Genomic DNA, 19,226 nt, shown 5'->3' with positions numbered 1-19,226 from the left:
TCCCCATCATGCAGCCTCACGAGGGCTGCGCATGATGACCCGGAACGACGCTATGGCCTTCTCCCCGCTCCTGGCGGTTTTCCTCTTCGCGGTGGCGATCTGCGCGTCCTGGGCCATTCTGCGCCTCGTTCCCCGTCCGCTTCGCCCGCAGGCCAGCCCCGAAAGCCGGAATGATGGCCGCTACGCCGCCATCGACGGGATGCGCGGGCTGCTGGCTTATGCCGTGTTCATCCATCACGGCATCATCACCTGGCAATATCTCCACACCGGCCTTTGGGCGCTGCCGCCCTCCCGGCTCTACACCCAACTGGGACAGAGCAGCGTGGCGCTGTTCTTCATGGTCACCGCTTTCCTGTTCTGGGACAAGCTGTTGAAGACCGGGCCGGACATGGATTGGCCGGGCTTCGTGTCGTCCCGCATTTACCGCGTCTATCCGGTCTATACGGTCGCCGTGCTGCTGGTCGCGGTGCTGGCGCTGGCCTCGACGGGCTTCGAAGTCAGGACCGGTCCGCTCGACCTGCTGCGCCGGCTGGTCGGCTGGGCGACCTTCAAGGCTCCGCCGATCAATGGCCTGGAGAACACCGGGCAGATCGTCGCCTATGCCACCTGGTCCCTGCCCTACGAGCTGCTGTTTTACGCGGCGCTGCCGGCACTCGCCTTCCTGGTCACGCCGGCCCGGCGGCTGCGACCGGCCCTCGTCTCGGTCGCGGCGACGCTGATCCTTCTGCTCTATTTCCGCAATTTCAGCCTTGCGGTGCTGGAGTGCTTCCTGGGCGGCGTCGCCGCCGCCCATGCGATCCGCCGGCCCGGACTCGTCCGGTTCGCGCGGTCGGGCCGCGGTCTGGCGGTGGCGCTCGCCGGCTTTTCGACGGCTGTGGCAGGCTTCGACACCGCCTATGCGCCGCTCCCCGTGCTGGGGCTCGGCCTGTTCTTCGCCGCCGTCGCCGCCGGTCAGGGTTTCCGCGGCGCCCTGACCTGTCAGCCGGTTCAGTGGTTGGGGGAAATCAGCTACGGCGTCTATCTGCTGCACGGGATCGTGATCTGGACAACGATCACCGCCAACGCTCCCGTGCGTGCCCTTGCTGGGGAGGATGCAGGGCTGTACGCGCTGGCGCTGGCGGGAACAGGCATCCTCGTCGTGGCGGTCGCCAGCCTCGTCCATCTGGCGATCGAGCGGCCGGCGATCATGGCCGGCCGGCGGAGCCGCGCCCTGCGTCGGAACGACCGTGCCGAGCGCGTTCCAGCCTGATTGACCGAGCCATCGCTACCCTAGCCACGCCGGCAGTGCAGGAGGCTGAACAGCCCGAAGGGCGGCAGGGTGCGGATGCTCTCCACCGCCAGCCGCGACCCGTTCATCATCGCATCCAGCGTGAAGTCCGGCCGCCAGCCGAGCTTCTTCGACAAGGGCGACAGCCACCCTTCCACCGCGCGGCGGACACCGGCTTCGGGGGCGGCGAAGTGGTTGACGATCACGATGTCGCCGCCGGGTTTGCAGACGCGCTCCAGCTCCGCCATCGTACCCTGGGGATCGGGGACGACGGTCATCACATACATGGCGACGACCACGTCGAAACTGCCGTCGGCGAAGGCCAGCTTGCCGGCATCCATCTCCAGCAGCCCCTCGACATGGTCGAGCTTCTCGCGCTCCACCCGCTCCTGCGCCACCTTCAGCATGTCGGTGGACAGGTCGATGCCGACGACTCGGTTGTCCTTGCGGTAGTCGGACAGCGACAGGCCGGTGCCGACGCCGACCTCCAGAATGCGCAGGCCGCCGCGGCGGTTCAGCCACTCCACCGCCGCATGCCGGCCCGATGCCAGAAGCACCCCGAACACGCGGTCGTAGAAGCCGGCGTAGCGGCGATAAGCAGCGCGAATGGATTCGGCGTCCATGATCCTGTTCCCCCCGTTTCGATCCCGTTGCCGGCAGGTTCGGCAAGGTCAAGCCCAAGCCGTCGGTGGCGCACCATAGCCGGCTTTCCTGCATCCTGAAAGTGACGCAAACAACAAATTCCAGAGAACGTCACGCACCGTGCGCATATCCATTTGATGTTGTCGCCAAAGTCATTCGCAATCGTCTCTTCTTTTTCTTTTTTGATTGAACGTTCATTCAAGAACCAACGCAGCCTTGATGGTCGCCGATCCTATGGGAAAAGGCGCTGGACAGCATCGCCCCGGCGGCTCCATAGACAGGCATGGCCGACACCGTTCCCCCCGTCCGCTGCGCCGCCGCAGGATGGCGATCCTCGTCGCGGCGCTGGCCGCGGTGACGGCACTGGCCTGCTGGGGCGCCTATCGCTGGGCGGAAGCGGACGCGCGGGCGGCGCTGACCCTCAATGGCGACCAGCGTCTCGGCCTCTATGCCAGCAGCATCCGCAACGCGGTCGGCCGCTACGACTATCTGCCCTTCCTGGTCGCCCGCGACCATGAGGTGCTCGACCTGCTGGACGCTCCTTCGGATCAGCGGCGCGACGCCGTGAACCACCGGCTGGAGACGGCGAACGCGGCGGCCGGATCGGCGGCGCTCTACGTGGTGGACCGCTCGGGCTTGGCACTGGCGTCCAGCAACTGGGCCGATCCGGCGCAGAGCTTCGTTGGGCACACTTACGACTTCCGCCCCTATTTCCGTCAGGCGGTGGAGACCGGCAGCGGCCGTTATTTCGGCATAGGCGTCACCACCGGCCTGCCCGGCTATTTCCTGTCGCACGCGGTGCGTCAGGGCGATGTGCTGACCGGCGTCGCCGTGGTCAAGATCGATCTGGAAACGGTCCAGCGCGACTGGGCCGCCGGCGGCGAGCGGGTGCTGGTGACGGACGAAAACGGCATCGTCTTCCTGTCCAGCCATGCCGAGTGGAAATACAGCGCCCTGCGCCCGCTGCCCGACGCGGTGACGGACCGGCTGGCCCAGACCCGCCAGTATGACCGCAGCGACCTGCCCCCGCTTGGCCTGCACGACGGCCCGATGATGGAAAACGGCGCCCGGCTGGTCAGTCTTCCGGTTTCCGGTCCGGGGGCAAACCGCCGCGCCTTCCTGATGCAGGAGCTTGCCCTGCCGGAGTTCGGCTGGACCATCCGCTTCCTGTCAAATCTGGAGCCGGTGAAGGCGGAAGCGGCCGGCGCCGGAATTCTGACCGCCATGGGCATCCTGCTGCTGGCCGCGGCCGCGGCGCTGGGCTGGCAGCGGCGCCAGACCCTGCGGCTCCAGCGTGAGGCGCGGGTGACGCTGGAACGCCGGGTGGAGGAGCGCACGGCCGAACTGGTGACCGCCAACCGCATCCTGCGCGACGCGCAGGAGGAGCTGGTGCAGGCCGGCAAGCTGGCGGCACTCGGCCAGATGTCGGCGGCGCTGGCCCACGAGATCAACCAGCCGCTGGCCGCCATCCGCACCTTCGTCGCCTCCACCCGGCTGCTGGCGGAACGGGGGGAAACGGCGATGGTCGGCGACAACCTCGCCATGATCGGCGATCTGGCGGAGCGGATGGCGTTGCTGTCCGGCCATTTGAAGGAGTTCGCCCGCAAAGGGCCGGCACGGGTGGAGGCCGTTCCGGTCGCCCGCGCCATGGACCGCGCGCTGGCCCTGCTGACCTCCCGTCTGCGCGAGGAGGAGGTGCAGGTTGACCGGTCGATCCCGCCCGACGCCCGCGTGCGCGGCGACGCGGTGCGGTTGGAGCAGGTCTTCGTCAACCTGCTGCGCAACGCCGCCGACGCCATGGAGGGCAGCGGGGACCGGCGCCTGACCCTGACCGCCACCCGCAACGCGGAGGGCTGGGAGATCCGCATCCGCGACACCGGCACCGGCATCGCCGAGGCGCACCAGTTCCAGCTGTTCGACCCCTTCTTCACCACCAAGGAGGTCGGACAGGGGCTTGGCCTCGGGCTGTCGCTGTCCTATGGCATCGTGCGGGACTTCGGCGGCACACTGCGGGCGGAGAACAACCCTGAGGGCGGCGCTTGCTTCGTCGTCCAGTTGCCGGAGGCACAGTGAGGGACAGATGAAGACCGATCCGCTTGCCACACCCGTCCTATTCATCGACGACGAGCTGGCGATGCGCGTGTCGGTGACGCAATGGCTGCAACTGGCCGGCTTCGCGGCGCAGGGTTTCGAGACGCCGCAGCCGGCGCTGGACCTGCTTTCGCCCGACTTTCCCGGCGTGCTGGTGACCGACGTGCGGATGCCGCGGATGGACGGCATGGCGGTGCTGGAACGGGTGCTGGAGCGCGACGCCGACCTGCCGGTGATCCTGGTGACCGGCCATGGCGACGTGGCCCTGGCGGTGGAGGCGATGCGGCGCGGCGCCTACGATTTCATCGAGAAGCCCTTCGAGCCCGACAATCTGGTCGCCGTCCTCCGCCGCGCGGTGGAGAAGCGCCGTCTGGTGCTGGAGAATCGCGGCCTGCGCCGCCGCGCGGCCGGCGGCGGGATCGAGGCGCGGTTGATCGGCACCTCTCCCGCCATCGCCGAACTGCGGCGCGACCTGATCGACCTCGCCGCCACCAGCGCCAGCGTGCTGATCCATGGCGAGACCGGCACGGGGAAGGAACTTGTCGCCCGCTGCCTGCACGATTTCGGCCCGCGTGGACAAAAGGGCGCCTTCGTCGCCGTCAATTGCGGCGCCATCCCCGACAGCATGGCGGAGAGCGAGTTGTTCGGGCACGAGCCCGGCGCCTTCACCGGCGCCACCCAGCGCCGTGCCGGCAAGCTGGAGCATTCCAGCGGCGGCACCCTGTTCCTCGATGAGATCGAGAGCATGCCGCTTGCCATCCAGGTCAAGCTGCTGCGCGCGCTCCAGGAACGCACCATCGAACGGCTGGGCTCCAACAAGCAGGTCGCGGTCGATCTGCGGCTGGTCGCGGCGACCAAGATCGACCTGCTCGACCTCAGCGAGGAGGGGCGCTTCCGCGCCGACCTCTATTACCGGCTGAACGTGGCGGAGTTGCACATTCCACCGCTGCGGGCGCGGGCGGAGGACATTCCGCTGCTGTTCGACTATTTCACCGCCGAGTTCGCCGCCCGCCATAACCGCGAACCGCGTCCGCTGGAGCCGGCCGACTTCGACGCCCTGCTCGCCCACGACTGGCCCGGAAATGTGCGGGAGCTTCGCAATCTGGCCGAACGCCATGTCCTGTCGGTGGGGCGCAGCGGCGTTGCCGGCCTGCTGCGCCGCCGCCCCGTTGGGGGAGAGACGGCGGCCACGCCGCGCGCCCTGGCCGATCAGGTCGACGCCTTCGAAAAACGGGCGATCGAACAGGCGCTGGAGCGCTGCAAGGGCGACATCAAAGCGGTGATGGACCTGCTGGACATCCCCCGCCGCACGCTGAACGAAAAGATGGCCCGCCACGGGCTGGACCGCACGCGCTTCCTGCCGCGGGGTTGACCGACCGTCACCACCAGTGGCGCTGCTGGCGGCCGGTGCGCAGGCGGGCCATTTCGACGGTCGTTACCGGTTCCTCCGGCTTGCGCATATCCTTCACCACCGCCAGCAGCGCGCCGTCGCGCTCGACCTCCGCCACCGTCGGGCCGGTCATCAGCGTGTCGCAATCCTCCTGTGTCGGCGCGATGAAGAAGTCGGCGCGGGTCCAGTCGGTGACCCAATGCAGATTGGCCGGCGCCAGCTTCTCGAAGGCCAGCGGTTCGGCGCAGACGGCGACGCTGTAGCTGCGGTGGCGGTGGGTGCGCGCCTCCTCCGCGGCGATGACTTCCGACAGATCCTCGACCGCTTCGGGCAGGCTGTTGGCCCAGTAATCGACATCGTATTTGCGGACCGCGCCGGCGACACCGCCGACCAGCTCGTTGAAATAGACATATTCGTTGGGGTGCAGCGACTCCAGGACCGCTGCGTCGCGCCCCAGGACCAGCGCCAGCGCAAGCCCGGCCAGCACGGCGGCCGACAGCCCGCGCCCGGTGCGCTGGGACACGCCGAACCTCCAGGCGCCGGCCCAGCCAAGCAGCCGGTCGAGCCCGATGCCGCCCAGCACGGCCAGCGGCGGCAGCACGAACAGGAAATGGCGGATCGCGGTATAGCCGGGCGCATGGGTGACGGTGAACCAGACCACCGGAAACAGCGCCGCCAGCGCCACCAGCCCGCAACCGACCGCGCGGGCGATGCCCTCCCCACCGGCCAGCCGGTCCCGACGCATCGCCGCCGGCAGAACCAGCAGTCCCAGCACGGCACCGCCCAGCATCACCAGCGGCAGCTTGATCCCGAGATACCAGACCAGATAGCTGCGCGGCACCTCGTACATCCAATATTCGTTGCCGCCCAGCAGGGTTCGGATCGGGTAATGGAAGTGCGAGAAATCGGCCAGCGCCCGCAAGGGGTTCAGCGGCTCCAGCACCGCCCAGGGCCAGAAGAGCGCCATCAGCCCATAGGCGACCGGCAGCGCCGGCAGCAGGCGCAGCGCCCCCCGCCCGGTCTCGCGCAGCCGGGCGACGGAAATGCCGCGCATCAGCAGCCACCCCGCCAGCAGCGCCGCCGCATAGCCAAACAGCAGTAGCGCCCCGACCCGGATGCCCACTGCCAGCCCGACGACGACGCCGAATCCCAGCACCGTGGGCAGGCGCGGCCGCAGAATCTGCCCGGCCAGCCGGACCAGCAGCGCCACCCCTGCCATCATCAGCACGGCGAAGGGCACATCCTTGGTGTGGTTGAACAGCCCGCCATACCAGGGGCCGCACAGCGCCAGCAGCGCCCCGGCGAGGAATCCCGCCCGCGGCCCTGCCAGCCGGCGGCCGACGCCCCACACCACCGCGATACCCGCCACCCCGATCAGGGCGCAGAGCAGGTGCCGCGTCTCGTACGGGTCGAAGGGCAGCAGCGGCGCCAGCACCACCGCCGCCATGTCGAACAGCCCGCCATAGAGATAGAGGTTCTTGTAGGTGAAGGCCGAATTGTCGCTGAAGCCGCTGCGGTACCAGTCGATCAGCTTGGCGCCGTAGACATGCTGCACCTCCTCGTCGTTGGAGATGCCGTACTGCCGGAAGGTGACGGCGACCAGCACCAGCAGGGCCAGCAGTCCCAACGCCGCGGCAAGGTCCCACGGCTCGCCGATCAGACGGCGCAAAAAGCTGGTCCTCCCCGTCACCCCACTCCCCCGCTTCCCGTCCGCCCGCATGCCGTAATCCGGATGCCGAAGTCCGAGCGCAGGAAGCACCGGCCGCCGTGGCTTGTCATGTGAAATCTCTGCCACAGTCGCACCGCGCCGTCCGCAGACCGAACGTCGCGGCAAAGGATGGAGCGGCCTGACACGACATAAAGCCTGCTTTAGCTCATTGACGTTGACTTCCCCCCTCTACCCGTGGCGAAATCGTCGGTACAGGGGATTGTCCATGGCCGAACGGGACCGGGTATACGGCGTGACGGAGTTGGCGGCAGAGTTCGATCTCACGCCGCAGGCGTTGCGCTATTACGAGGAAAAGGGACTGCTGACACCGCAACGGGCCGGAGGGCGGCGGGTGTTCACCTACCGCGACCGCACGCGGCTGATGCTGATTTTGAAATTCCGCCGGGTCGGCTTCTCGCTGGAACAGATCGCCGAATATCTCGCCCACTACCGCTCCGGCCGGCCCAGCGCCGCGCAATACCGCGACGGGCTGCGCAAAATCCGCGCCCGCCTCGTTGAGCTTGAGCGGATGCGCTCCGAAATCAGCGAGGTGATCGGCGAGTTGGAGGCGATGGAGGCCGATGCCGAACGGCGGCTCGCCACCTGCACGCATGACGATACCCCACCACCAGACGACCCAAAAGCAGACGGCCCAAAACCAGAAGCGGCCGAACCGGGAGTGAAACGATGCTGCGCGGAATGATGATGAATGGCCCCCTGCTGGTGACGTCGATCCTGCGTCACGCAGCGCTCTACCATGCCGACACCGAGATCGTGTCGCGCACCACCGAGGGGCCGATCCACCGCTACACCTATGCCGACGCCTGGGTCCGCGCCCAGAAGCTGGCGAACGCGCTGGCGGCGCTGGGGATGAAGCCGGGCGACCGCATCGGCACGCTGGCCTGGAACGGCTACCGCCACCTGGAATGCTATTACGGCATCGGCGGCTCGGGCATGGTCTGCCACACCATCAACCCGCGCCTGTTCCCTGAGCAGATCGCCTACATCGTCAACCACGCCGAAGACCGGCTGCTGTTCACCGACCTGACCTTCCTGCCGCTGCTGGAGGGCATCGCCCACGAGCTGACCGGGCTGAAGGGCATCGTCGTGATGACCGACCGCGCCAACATGCCGGCCTCCAGCCTGCCCAACCTGCTGTGCTACGAGGATTTGCTGGCCGACCAGCCGGAGAGCTTCGACTGGCCGGAGCTGGACGAGAACACCGCCTGCAGCATGTGCTACACCTCCGGCACCACAGGCAACCCGAAGGGCGTGCTGTACAGCCACCGCTCCTCCTACCTGCATGCCATCGCCGCCTGCGTACCCGACGTGTTCGGCCTGTCGGCGTCGGACGTGGTGCTGCCGGTGGTGCCGATGTTCCACGTCAACGCCTGGGGCGTGCCCTATGCCGCGCCGATGGTCGGTGCCAAGCTGGTCTTCCCCGGCGGCAAGCTGGACGGCGCCAGCCTGTATGAGCTGTTCGAGGCCGAGAAGGTCACCAACAGCGCCGGCGTGCCGACCGTCTGGCTGGCGCTGCTGAACTGGCTGGACGCCAACAAAAAGAAACTGACCAGCATGCGCCGCATCGCCATCGGCGGCTCCGCCTGCCCGCCGGTGATGATCCAGCGCTTCCAGGAGATGGGGGTGGAGGTCCTGCATGCCTGGGGCATGACGGAAACCAGCCCGCTCGGCCTCGCCAACACGCCGAAGGGCAAGCATCGCGGACAGGATGCCGAGGCCGCCCTGGCGCTGGCCTCCAAGCAGGGGCGGCCGATCTGCGGCGTGCAGTTCCGCGTCGTCGACGGCTCCGGCAACGATGTGGCACGCGACGGCACCAGCTTCGGCCGGCTGCTGGTACGCGGACCGACCGTCTGCTCCGGCTATTTCGGCGTGACGGAAAGCCCGGCCCACCAGACGGTGCCGGGCTGGTTCGAGACCGGCGACGTGGTGACGATGGACGCCGACGGCTATGTCCAGATCGTCGACCGCACCAAGGATGTCATCAAGTCGGGCGGCGAGTGGATCAGCTCCATCGACCTGGAGAACATCGCCGTCGGCCATCCCGGCGTCCAGGAAGCCGCCGCCGTCGCCGTGCCCGACGAAAAATGGGGCGAGCGCCCGATGCTGGTCGTCGTCCGCAAGCCGGACTCCAGCGTCACCCGCGAGGAGCTGCTGGCGGTCTTCGACGGCAAGGTGGCGAAATGGTGCATCCCCGACGATGTCCGCTTCGTCGACAGCCTGCCCCACACCGCCACCGGCAAGCTGCTGAAGAGCGAGATCCGCCACATGCTGACCGACCGCGAAGGGGTCTGAGCGGAAAAGAAAAGGGCCGGACGGTATCGACCGTCCGGCCCAGTGTCCCCGCTAACCGGCGAGGACGACGCACCCGAGGGAGGAGCGCGCAACCGAAGTCAGATTACCGGCAGCGGATCGGGGCCACTTGCCCGTCTGCGCCAAAGTCTCTGCAAATTCCCGCCATCGAAGCCGTCAACGCTCCGACCGCACCCGCGCCACGGCATCGCGCCAGCCGCCATAGAGGCGGTCGCGCTTGCCCTGATCCATGCGCGGCTCGAAGCGGCGCTCGCTGCGCCACGCGTCGGACACCGACTCCAGCCCGTCGAACACGCCGACCTTCAGCGCGGCGAGGCAGGCGGCGCCGAGCGCCGTGGTCTCGATCACCTTCGGCCGTTCGACCGGCATGTTCAGCAGGTCGGCCAGGAACTGGCAGAGCCAGTCGTTGGCGGCCATGCCGCCGTCGATGCGCAGCGCATTGATGGTACCACCCCAGTCGCCGGCCATCGCCTCCATCAGGTCGCGGGTCTGGAAGGCGACCGCCTCCAGCGCCGCGCGGGCGATGTGGGCCGGGCCGACATCCAGCGTCATGCCGAAGATCGCGGCGCGGGCGGCCGAATCCCAGTGCGGAGCACCCAAGCCCACGAAGGCCGGGACGAAATAGACGCCGTGGCTATCGGGCACGCGGGTCGCCATGTCGTCGGTCTGGCTGGCATGGGTGATGATGCCGATGCCGTCGCGCAGCCACTTGATGGCCGCACCCGCGACGAAGATTGAGCCTTCCTGCGCGTAAGCGGTCTTGCCGTTCAGCCGGTAGGCGACGGTGGTCAGCAGCCGGTTCTTCGACACCACCGGCGTCTCCCCGGTGTTGATCAGCGCGAAACAGCCGGTGCCGTAGGTCGATTTCGCCATGCCCGGCGTCAGGCAGGCCTGCCCGAAGGCCGCCGCCTGCTGGTCGCCCGCAACACCCGCGATGGGGATCGGCCGACCGAGCAGCTCCGGCTCGGTGGCGCCGAAATCGTCGGAGCTGTCGAGCACCCGCGGCAGCATGGCGCGCGGCACCCGGAACAGCCTCAGCAGTTCGTCGTCCCAATCCTGGGCATGGATGTCGAACAGCATGGTGCGCGAGGCGTTGGTCGCGTCGGTTGCATGGACCTGCCGGCCGGTCAGGTGATAGATCAGGAAACTGTCGATGGTGCCGAAGCACAGCTCGCCCCGCTCGGCCCGCGCACGGGCGCCCGGCACATGGTCGAGGATCCAGGCGATCTTGGTGGCGGAGAAATAGGCGTCGATCAGCAGGCCGGTCTTGGAGCGCACCAGCTCGGCATTGCCCGCCGCCACCAGATCGTGGCAGAGCGCGGCGGTGCGGCGGTCCTGCCAGACGATGGCGCGGTGGATCGGCTCGCCGGTCGCGCGGTCCCACACCACGGCGGTCTCGCGCTGGTTGGTGATGCCGATGGCGGCGATGGCGGACACGTCGACCCCGGACTTCTCCACCGCTTCGCGCGCCACGGTGCGCACATCGCGCAGGATGTCGGCGGGATCATGCTCGACCCAGCCGTCGCCGGGGTAATGCTGGGGGAACTCGCGGCGTGCTTCGGCCAGCGGCGTCCCCCGGCCGTCGAACAGGATCGCCCGCGACGAGGTGGTGCCCTGGTCGATGGCGAGGATGTGGCCGGCCTTGCTCATGCTGTGTGTCCCCGTGCAATTTCAAATTAACGCGCTACCCCCTCTCCCCCCGGGGAGAGGGTCGGGGTGAGGGGGACGCATAGCGTGACTTTTCAGAGAATGCGGAGCGGCTTCAATTAAGAAAAACCACGCTGTGCATCCCCCTCACCCTAACCCTCTCCCCGGGGGGAGAGGGATTTTTCAGAGAAAGAGAAGTGGGGCGGCAGCATGCCGCCGCCCCACAGTTTACCCCTGGCCCAACCAGGACGAAGCGCCAGGAGGAGAACCGTTCTGCCAGCCCGTTACTGGGCGCGGCCTTCCTTCCACGCCTTCAGCAGGTCGTCATAGGCGATGGTCTGGCCCTTGGGCTTCTCGTTGTCGAGCTTGGCCTTCGGGGCGCCGGGGGCGGCGAACCACTCCTTGGCGTCCTTCTTCGGGTTCAGCTTCGGCGCGCACTCGCCGCCGATGTTGGCGCGCTCCATGCGGGCCAGCACCTGCTCCATCTGCTCGGCCAGATTGTCCATCGCCTGCTGCGGGGTGCGCTCGCCCGTCACGGCTTCGGCGATGTTCTGCCACCACAGCGGGGCCAGCTTCGGATAGTCCGGCACGTTGGTGCCGGTCGGCGTCCAGGCGACGCGGGCCGGGCTGCGGTAGAACTCGACCAGACCGCCCAGCTTCGGGGCCACCTGGGTCATCGGCTCCGACTTGATGTCGCTTTCGCGGATCGGCGTCAGGCCGACCAGCGTCTTCTTCAGCGACGCGGTCTTCGACACGGTGAACTGGGCGTAGAGCCACGCGGCCTTGCGGCGCTCGGCCGGGGTGGACTTCAGCAGCGTCCACGACCCCACGTCCTGGTAGCCGAGCTTCATGCCCTGTTCCCAATACGGACCGTGCGGCGAGGGGGCCATGCGCCACTTCGGCGTGCCGTCGGCGTTGACCACCGGCAGGCCCGGCTTGGTCATGTCGGCGGTGAAGGCGGTGTACCAGAAGATCTGCTGGGCGACGTTGCCCTGGGCAGGCACCGGGCCGGCTTCGGAGAAGGTCATGCCGGCGGCTTCCGGCGGCGCGTACTTCTTCAGCCAGTCGATGTACTTGACCAGTGAATAGACGGCGGCCGGGCCGTTGGTGTCGCCGCCGCGGGCGACCGAGGCGCCGGCCGGGCGGCAGCCCTCGACGCGGATGCCCCACTCGTCCACCGGCTTGCCGTTCGGCAGGCCCTTGTCGCCGGCGCCGGCCATCGACAGCCAGGCGTCGGTGAAGCGCCAGCCGAGCGACGGGTCCTTCTTGCCGTAATCCATGTGACCGTAGACGCGGACGCCGTCGATTTCCTTCACGTCGTTGGTGAAGAACTCGGCGATGTCCTCGTAGGCCGACCAGTCGAGCGGGACGCCCAGATCGTAGCCGTACTTGGCCTTGAACTTCTCCTTCAGGTCCGGACGGGCGAACCAGTCGGCGCGGAACCAGTAGAGGTTGGCGAACTGCTGGTCGGGCAGCTGGTAGAGCTTGCCGTCCGGGCCGGTGGTGAAGCTGGTGCCGATGAAGTCCTTGACGTCGAGCGTCGGCAGGGTGACGTCCTTGCCTTCGCCGCCCATGAAGTCGGACAGCGCGATGGCCTGACCGTAGCGGACGTGGGTGCCGATCAGGTCGCTGTCGTTGACGTAGGCATCATAGACGTTGCGGCCTGACTGCATCTGCGTCTGCAGCTTCTCGATGACGTCGCCTTCCTGGATCAGGTCGTGCTTCAGCTTGATCCCGGTCAGCTCGCTGAACAGCTTGGCCAGCGTCTTCGATTCGAACTCGTGCGTCGTCAGCGTTTCGGAGACGACGTTGATCTCCATCCCCTTGTAGGGCTCGGCGGCCTTCACGAACCACTCCAGCTCCTTCATCTGCTCGTCCTTGGACAGCGTGGAGGGCTGGAGTTCCTCGATGATGCGCTTGGCGACGGCTTCCTGGTCCGGCGTCATGGCGGCGGACGGGCCGGCCGAGGCCATCGCCAGCAGAACGCCGATGCCGCCGGCCATCACGGCCCCGGTCAGGCGGCGCCGCAGAGTTTGTTGCTGAAGCATGCTTCCTCCCACTTGATCGACTTGGTGTCGGGTTGACGTTTCGTATTGCTCTTACCAGCGGAAACCACCGCTCTTCCCGTCATCCCCGCAGCCCCGCGGGGAAGGGATTCCTTGAAGACTTGTCTTCTCCCCAGCCGAAGCGGATCACCCGAACCGGATGACCAGGGCGATCCACGCCAGCGCGACCGCAGAGGCACCCCACAGCGACGCGTCGGTCGCGGCGAGCCAGCCCAGATGGATGAAGGCGCTGCCGAGCAGGCCGATGAACAGGCGGTCGCCGCGGGTGGTGCGCATCGGCAGGAAGCCCTTGGCCTCCACCGTCGGCGACACCACCTCCCAGACCGTCATGCCGGCCAGCATCAGGGCGATGCACAGGAAGAAAATCGCGGTCGGCGTGGTCCACGCCATCCATTCCATATCCATGACGCGGAGCCTCCCTCAGACCCGGCCCAGGGCGAAGCCCTTGGCGATGTAGTTGCGGACGAACCAGATCACGAGCGCACCCGGCAGGATGGTCAGCACGCCGGCGGCGGCCAGCAGGCCCCAGTCCATGCCCGACGCGCTGACGGTGCGGGTCATGGTGGCGGCGATCGGCTTGGCATCGACCGAGGTCAGCGTGCGGGCCAGCAGCAGTTCGACCCAGCTGAACATGAAGCAGAAGAAGGCGGTGACGCCGACGCCGGCCCGGATCATCGGCAGGAACACCGTGCCGAAGAAGCGCGGGAAGCTGTAGCCGTCGATGTAGGCCATCTCGTCGATCTCGCGCGGCACGCCCGACATGAAGCCTTCCAGGATCCAGACCGCCAGCGGCACGTTGAACAGGCAGTGGGCCAGAGCGACGGCGATGTGCGTGTCGAACAGCCCGACCGTCTGGTAGAGCTGGAAGAAGGGCAGCAGGAACACGGCCGGCGGCGCCATCTTGTTGGTCAGCAGCCAGAAGAAGACGTGCTTGTCACCGATGAAGCGGTAGCGCGAGAAGGCATAGGCCGCCGGCAGCGCCACCGTCAGCGAGATGATGGTGTTCAGCGTCACATAATAGATCGAGTTGATATAGCCGCTGTACCAGCTGGGATCGGTGAAGATGATGGCGTAGTTGCGCAGCGTCGGGTTGTGCGGGTACAGCGTCAGGCCCGACAGGATCTCCTCGTTCGTCTTGAAGGACATGTTGACCATCCAGTAGATGGGCAGCATGAGGAAGACGATGTAGCAGACCAGGACGATGGTCCTGTTGGACACCCGCGCCGAAGAGCGGCGGATGTTTGCCGGGGCCGCCAGCGAACCGGGAGCGAGAACCGCGGCCTTGCTCATTTCTTCTCTCCCTCGCCGGTGCGGGTGATGATGGTGTAGAAGATGAAGCTGAACAGCAGCACGATCAGGAAGTAGACGATGGAGAAGGCCGCGGCCTTGCCGATGTCGAACTGACCCACCGCCATCTGCGTCAGGTACTGGCTGAGGAAGGTGGTGGAATTGCCGGGACCGCCGCCGGTCAGCACGAACGGTTCGGTGTAGATCATGAAGCTGTCCATGAAGCGCAGCAGCACCGCGATGATTAGGACGCCGCGCATCTTCGGCAGCTGGATGTAGCGGAACACCGCCCATTTCGACGCGCCGTCGATCTTGGCCGCCTGATAGAAGGCCGGCGGGATCGACTGGAGGCCGGCGTAGCACAGCAGCGCCACCAGGCTGGTCCAGTGCCAGACATCCATCACCAGCACCGTCACCCAGGCATGGGCCGAATTGTTGGTGTAGTTGTAGTCGATGCCGATGGCGCGGAAGGTGGCGCCCAGGAGGCCGATGTCGCCGCGGCCGAAGATCTGCCAGATCGTGCCGACCACGTTGAACGGGATCAGCAGCGGCAGGGCCAGCAGCACCAGCGTCAGCGACGTCTTAGCGCTGCGACCGCCGGGCATGCCGAGAGCGATCAGGATGCCCAAGGGAATCTCGATGGCCAGCACCGCCAGCGAATAGACGATCTGGCGGACCAGCGCATCGTGCAGCCGCTCGTCCTTCAGCACCGCCTCGAACCATTCGGTGCCGACGAAGAATGTCTGGCCGGGGCCGAAGATCTCCTGCACCGAGTAGTTGACCACCGTCATCAGCGGCACCACGGCGCTGAAGGCGACGATCAGAAAGACCGGGATGATCAGGAACCAAGCCCGGTTGTCCTGGACCTTATCCATGGCTTGTGCCTCCTCAACCGACCAGATGGCTGTCGCGGTAGAGCTTGGTCCACCGGGTGGGGAAACGGATGGCGGCGTCGAGGGCCGGGATTTCCTGCTCTTCGCTCAGCCGCACCTTCAATGTGTGGTTGTTCAGACGCACCGTCGCCAGCTTGGAGGTGCCGAGATCGTCGACGCCGGTGACCTGTACCGGGATGGCTCCGGCGTTGCCGCTGCGGGTCAGCTCCAGGAATTCCGGCCGGATGCCCAACTCGAACTTGCCGCCCACCCGGCCGCCGGCCGACGACACGGCACGGTCGGGCAGCGGGATGGCGATGCCGTCGACCAGCGCATGGTCGTTACCCAGCGTGCAGGGCATCAGGTTGATGCCGGGGCTGCCGATGAAATAGCCGACGAAGGTGTGCTCGGGGTTCTCGAACAGCTCCTGCGGGGTGCCGAGCTGGACCATGGCGCCTTCGTACATCACCGCGACCTTGTCGGCGAAGGTCAGCGCCTCCACCTGGTCGTGGGTCACGTAGATCATGGTCAGGCGATATTCCTCATGGATCTGGCGCAGCTTGCGGCGCAGGATCCACTTGGTGTGCGGGTCGATGACGGTCAGCGGCTCGTCGAACAGGATGGCCGCCACGTCCGACCGCACCAGACCACGGCCCATGGAGATCTTCTGCTTGGCGTCCGGCGTCAGCCGCTGGGCGCGCTTCTTCAGATCGGCGGTCAGGTCCAGCGCCTCGGCCACCTGCCGCACGCGGCGGTCGACATCCGCCGCCGGAACCTTGCGGTTGCGCAGGGGGAAGGCGAGGTTCTCATACACCGTCATGGTGTCGTAGATGACCGGGAACTGGAACACCTGGGCGATGTTGCGCTCTTCCGGGGTGCAGCGGGTCACGTCCAGCCCGTCGAACAGCACCCGCCCCTCGCTGGGCACCAGCAGGCCGGAGATGATGTTCAGCAGCGTGGATTTGCCGCAGCCGGACGGCCCCAGCAGCGCATAGGCCTTGCCGTCCTCCCACTCCTGCGACAGGCGGCGGAGCGCGTAGTCCTCAGGCTTGCTGGGGTGCGGGTGATAGGAGTGGCCGAGATTGTCGAATTGGATGGTCGCCATCGCTCCCGCCCCCTTAAGCGATGTTGCGCAGCGCGCCGCGCCGCCAGTTGGGTGCCGCCACCAGCTTGCCCACGGTGGAGAAGACGAAGATGCGGTCGGGATCGGCATAGACCTGAATGTCGCTGCCGATCGGATGGCTGTGCACCCCCTCCTCGCGCGCGATCAGCGTGCTGTCGCCGTGGCGCAGATGGACGAAGGTCTCCGACCCGCTGATCTCCGACAGGGCGACCTTGCCCCGGATCGGCACCAGCCGCTCGCTCCGCCGCAACACCGTCAGGTGGTTGGCGCGGATGCCGACCTTGCAGGGACCGGCCGGCAGGTTGCGGTCGTGGGCGGACAGCGGCAGGCCGGTGCCGTCCGACAGCGCCACGCGGTCGTTGGTCAGGATCGCGTCCACCACATTCATCGGCGGGTCGCTGAACACCTGTGCGCATTCCAGCGAGGCCGGCGTGTGGAACACCTCGCCGGTCGCCCCGGTCTGCAGCATCCGCCCCTCGTGCAGCACCGTCACGTTGCCGCCGAGGATCAGCGCCTCCTGCGGTTCGGTCGTCGCGTAGACGACTGTGGTCTTGCCGTCCGCGAAGATCTCGCGCAGTTCGGCGCGCAGTTCCTCGCGCAGCTTGTAGTCGAGGTTGACCAGCGGCTCGTCGAGCAGAAGCAGGCCGGCGCCCTTCACCAGGGCCCGCGCGATGGCGCAGCGCTGCTGCTGGCCGCCCGACAGCTCGGCCGGCAGCCGGTCGAGATAAGGCGTGATCCGCAGCATGGCGGCGGTGCGCCGCACCTTGGCGTCGATCTCCGCCTTGTCCTTGCCCTGGCGGCGCAGCGGCGAGGCGATGTTCTCGAAGACCGTCATCGCCGGGTAATTGATGAACTGCTGATAGACCATCGCCACGTCGCGATGGCGCACCGACTTGCCGGTCACGTCCTTACCGTTTTCCAGCACGCGCCCGGCGCTGGGCGCATCCAGCCCGGCCATCAGCCGCATCAGCGTCGTCTTGCCGGCCAGCGTCCGCCCCAGCAGCACGTTGAAGCTGCCGGGTTGCAGCTCCAGCGACAGGGGATGGAGATGCTGCTCGGCGCCGACGCGCTTCGCCACGCCTTCCAGTGTGAGTGTCACCGCATTCCTCCCATCGACCGCAGGGTGGCGGTATCGCCGCCCGTACCCCTGTTGGCCGTTGCTTCGCGGCGCCGGTCGAACCAGCCGCCGATGGCCTCCCGGACATTCGCGTCCAGGTGCAGCCCAAGTTTGGAGCGCCGCCACAGGAAGTCGTCGCCGGTCATGGCGAACTCCTCCCGCGCGGCATAGTCGAGTTCGGCCTCATGGACGCCGCCCCCGAAATCGATGCCCAGATCGTCCAGCCCCTTGGCGTCGCCCAGCAGCCGCTCGACCCGCGTGCCGTAGGCGCGCGCCAGCCGCAGGGCCAGCGCATCGGGCAGCCAGGGCCGGCTGCGCTTCAAGCCCGCCAGGAAGCCGGCGAAATCGGCGTTGGCGATGTCGCCGCCGGGAAGCGCCACGTCGGCGGTCCAGGTGATGCCACCCTTGCCCAGCGTCTTGCCCAGCTTTTCCGTCGCCTCCTCCGCCAGCCGGCGGAAGGTGGTGATCTTGCCGCCGAAGATCGACAGCATCGGCGCGTCGCCGGCCGGCTCGTCCATCTCCAGCACATAGTCGCGGGTGACGGCCGAGGCGTTGCCGCTGGCATCGTCGAACAGCGGCCGGACGCCGCTGTAGGTCCACACCACGTCGCTCTCGCGCACCGGCTTGGCGAAATAGCGCGAGACCGCCCGGCACATGTAGGCGATTTCCTCGGGCGAGATCGCCACCGCGCCGGGATCGCCCGAATAATCGAGGTCGGTGGTGCCGATCAGGGTGAAATCACGCTCGTACGGGATGGCGAAGACGATGCGGCGGTCGTCGTTCTGGAAGATGTAGGCATGGTCGCCATCGAACATCTTCGGCACGACGATGTGGCTGCCCTTGACCAGACGGACCGACTTGTCGACGGTGACGCCGGTGCGCTTGGCGATCATTTCGCGCACCCAGGGGCCGGCGGCATTGACCAGCGCACGGGCGCGGACGGTGCGGGTGGCGCCGGTGTAGATGTCGACCAGCGTCGCTTCCCACAGGCCGCCCTTGCGTTCGGCCTTCTCGCAGCGGGTGCGGGTCAGGATCTCCGCGCCGCGGGCCCGCGCATCCATCGCGTTCAGCACGACCAGCCGGCTGTCCTCGACCCAGCAGTCCGAATATTCGAACGCCTTGGTGAAGCCGCCCGCCAGCGGCTTGCCCGCCGGCGAACTGGTCAGGTCGACGCCGTGCGAGCCCGGCAGCAGCTTGCGCTTTCCAAGATGATCGTAAAGGAACAGGCCGATGCGGACCATCCAGGCCGGCCGCATGCTGCTGTCGTGCGGCAGCACGAAGCGCAGCGGCCAGATGATGTGCGGCGCGGCGCGCAGCAGCACCTCGCGCTCCTGCAGCGCTTCACGCACCAGACGGAATTCGTAATATTCGAGATAGCGCAGGCCGCCGTGAATCAGCTTGGTGCTGGCCGACGAGGTGGCGCCCGCAAGGTCGCCCTGTTCGCACAGCACCACCGACATCCCGCGCCCGACCGCGTCGCGGGCGATGCCCGCCCCGTTCACGCCGCCGCCGACGATCAGAAGGTCGGTAACCGCGGACTCGTTTGCCATGGGTTCCTCTCCGTACCGCGGCGGTTCCTTCTCGAACCCAGCCGCTTTCGTTTCGGAACATAGAATGTTCGTTCGCGTTTGAAAAGGAAAATGTTTGTTCAACGGACCATGTTTTTGAGGCTACGCCGGATCGGG

The 19,226-nt window shown here is 67.4% G+C and carries 15 protein-coding genes; 5 read left to right on the top strand and 10 right to left on the bottom strand.

What is annotated here, in order from left to right:
- Positions 1-31 precede the first annotated feature (31 nt).
- Entirely contained in the window at positions 32-1,249 is a 1,218-nt protein-coding gene (locus ABNQ40_RS31705; RefSeq protein WP_247879741.1) for an acyltransferase, read from the top strand.
- Positions 1,250-1,269: 20 nt separating this feature from the next.
- On the opposite strand, the gene ABNQ40_RS31700 is transcribed toward ABNQ40_RS31705, so the two are convergent.
- Positions 1,270-1,890 (bottom strand): class I SAM-dependent methyltransferase, encoded by a 621-nt coding sequence (locus ABNQ40_RS31700; RefSeq protein ID WP_109049484.1) that lies wholly within the window; start codon positions 1,888-1,890, stop codon positions 1,270-1,272.
- 343 nt (positions 1,891-2,233) lie between these two features.
- Here ABNQ40_RS31700 and ABNQ40_RS31695 point away from each other — a divergent pair, with 343 nt between their 5' ends.
- The gene (locus ABNQ40_RS31695; protein ID WP_391349136.1) at positions 2,234-3,982 is read left to right on the top strand and encodes an ATP-binding protein; all 1,749 of its coding nucleotides are present in this window, start codon (positions 2,234-2,236) and stop codon (positions 3,980-3,982) included.
- Positions 3,983-3,989: 7 nt separating this feature from the next.
- Positions 3,990-5,372, top strand: coding sequence for a sigma-54 dependent transcriptional regulator (locus ABNQ40_RS31690; protein WP_109049482.1), 1,383 nt, complete (start codon positions 3,990-3,992; stop codon positions 5,370-5,372).
- Positions 5,373-5,379: 7 nt separating this feature from the next.
- Here ABNQ40_RS31690 and ABNQ40_RS31685 read toward each other — a convergent pair whose 3' ends face one another.
- Positions 5,380-7,059: a glycosyltransferase family 39 protein gene (locus tag ABNQ40_RS31685; RefSeq protein ID WP_391349135.1), complete on the bottom strand. Its 1,680-nt coding sequence runs from the start codon at positions 7,057-7,059 to the stop codon at positions 5,380-5,382.
- 265 nt (positions 7,060-7,324) lie between these two features.
- Between ABNQ40_RS31685 and ABNQ40_RS31680 the strand changes: the two genes are divergently transcribed.
- Positions 7,325-7,801: a MerR family DNA-binding transcriptional regulator gene (locus ABNQ40_RS31680; RefSeq protein WP_109049480.1), complete on the top strand. Its 477-nt coding sequence runs from the start codon at positions 7,325-7,327 to the stop codon at positions 7,799-7,801.
- Positions 7,786-9,411 carry a 3-(methylthio)propionyl-CoA ligase gene (locus ABNQ40_RS31675; RefSeq protein WP_109049479.1) on the top strand — a complete coding sequence of 542 codons (1,626 nt, stop codon included), beginning with the start codon at positions 7,786-7,788 and terminating at the stop codon, positions 9,409-9,411. Before ABNQ40_RS31680 ends, ABNQ40_RS31675 begins: the two co-directional genes overlap by 16 nt.
- Positions 9,412-9,585: 174 nt before the next feature.
- On the opposite strand, the gene glpK is transcribed toward ABNQ40_RS31675, so the two are convergent.
- The 8 genes from glpK to glpD form a co-directional block, all read right to left on the bottom strand.
- On the bottom strand, positions 9,586-11,079 hold the full coding sequence (gene glpK / locus ABNQ40_RS31670) for a glycerol kinase GlpK (protein ID WP_109049478.1): 1,494 nt from the start codon (positions 11,077-11,079) through the stop codon (positions 9,586-9,588).
- A 281-nt stretch (positions 11,080-11,360) separates the two neighbouring features.
- A complete protein-coding gene (locus ABNQ40_RS31665; RefSeq protein ID WP_109049477.1) occupies positions 11,361-13,124 on the bottom strand; it encodes an ABC transporter substrate-binding protein in 1,764 nt (587 codons plus the stop codon).
- Between the two features lie 144 nt (positions 13,125-13,268).
- Positions 13,269-13,541: a DUF2160 domain-containing protein gene (locus ABNQ40_RS31660; RefSeq protein WP_109490890.1), complete on the bottom strand. Its 273-nt coding sequence runs from the start codon at positions 13,539-13,541 to the stop codon at positions 13,269-13,271.
- Positions 13,542-13,562: 21 nt separating this feature from the next.
- Positions 13,563-14,315, bottom strand: a complete 753-nt coding sequence (locus ABNQ40_RS31655; protein ID WP_246307146.1) for a carbohydrate ABC transporter permease — start codon at positions 14,313-14,315, stop codon at positions 13,563-13,565.
- A 113-nt stretch (positions 14,316-14,428) separates the two neighbouring features.
- Positions 14,429-15,304 (bottom strand): carbohydrate ABC transporter permease, encoded by an 876-nt coding sequence (locus ABNQ40_RS31650; protein ID WP_109049476.1) that lies wholly within the window; start codon positions 15,302-15,304, stop codon positions 14,429-14,431.
- Between the two features lie 13 nt (positions 15,305-15,317).
- Positions 15,318-16,406, bottom strand: a complete 1,089-nt coding sequence (locus ABNQ40_RS31645; protein ID WP_109049475.1) for an ABC transporter ATP-binding protein — start codon at positions 16,404-16,406, stop codon at positions 15,318-15,320.
- Positions 16,407-16,419: 13 nt separating this feature from the next.
- Positions 16,420-17,523: an ABC transporter ATP-binding protein gene (locus ABNQ40_RS31640; protein ID WP_109049474.1), complete on the bottom strand. Its 1,104-nt coding sequence runs from the start codon at positions 17,521-17,523 to the stop codon at positions 16,420-16,422.
- Entirely contained in the window at positions 17,520-19,091 is a 1,572-nt protein-coding gene (gene glpD / locus ABNQ40_RS31635; protein ID WP_109049473.1) for a glycerol-3-phosphate dehydrogenase, read from the bottom strand. The genes ABNQ40_RS31640 and glpD overlap by 4 nt, the downstream gene beginning before the upstream one ends.
- Positions 19,092-19,226: the final 135 nt, after the last annotated feature.

Origin of the sequence: Azospirillum sp. A23 (assembly GCF_042938965.1) — a bacterium.
Classification (GTDB): Bacteria; Pseudomonadota; Alphaproteobacteria; order Azospirillales; family Azospirillaceae; genus Azospirillum; species Azospirillum melinis.
This window is presented reverse-complemented; position numbering and strand designations above follow the sequence as displayed.

Coding starts and splice junctions, on each gene's coding strand:
- ABNQ40_RS31705 (WP_247879741.1), top strand. CDS start 32: ATGATGACCCGGAACGACGCTATGGCCTTCTCCCCGCTCCTGGCGGTT.
- ABNQ40_RS31700 (WP_109049484.1), bottom strand. CDS start 1,890: ATGGACGCCGAATCCATTCGCGCTGCTTATCGCCGCTACGCCGGCTTC.
- ABNQ40_RS31695 (WP_391349136.1), top strand. CDS start 2,234: ATGGCGATCCTCGTCGCGGCGCTGGCCGCGGTGACGGCACTGGCCTGC.
- ABNQ40_RS31690 (WP_109049482.1), top strand. CDS start 3,990: ATGAAGACCGATCCGCTTGCCACACCCGTCCTATTCATCGACGACGAG.
- ABNQ40_RS31680 (WP_109049480.1), top strand. CDS start 7,325: ATGGCCGAACGGGACCGGGTATACGGCGTGACGGAGTTGGCGGCAGAG.
- ABNQ40_RS31675 (WP_109049479.1), top strand. CDS start 7,786: ATGCTGCGCGGAATGATGATGAATGGCCCCCTGCTGGTGACGTCGATC.
- glpK (WP_109049478.1), bottom strand. CDS start 11,079: ATGAGCAAGGCCGGCCACATCCTCGCCATCGACCAGGGCACCACCTCG.
- ABNQ40_RS31665 (WP_109049477.1), bottom strand. CDS start 13,124: ATGCTTCAGCAACAAACTCTGCGGCGCCGCCTGACCGGGGCCGTGATG.
- ABNQ40_RS31660 (WP_109490890.1), bottom strand. CDS start 13,541: ATGGAATGGATGGCGTGGACCACGCCGACCGCGATTTTCTTCCTGTGC.
- ABNQ40_RS31655 (WP_246307146.1), bottom strand. CDS start 14,315: ATGCTGCCCATCTACTGGATGGTCAACATGTCCTTCAAGACGAACGAG.
- ABNQ40_RS31650 (WP_109049476.1), bottom strand. CDS start 15,304: ATGGATAAGGTCCAGGACAACCGGGCTTGGTTCCTGATCATCCCGGTC.
- ABNQ40_RS31645 (WP_109049475.1), bottom strand. CDS start 16,406: ATGGCGACCATCCAATTCGACAATCTCGGCCACTCCTATCACCCGCAC.
- glpD (WP_109049473.1), bottom strand. CDS start 19,091: ATGGCAAACGAGTCCGCGGTTACCGACCTTCTGATCGTCGGCGGCGGC.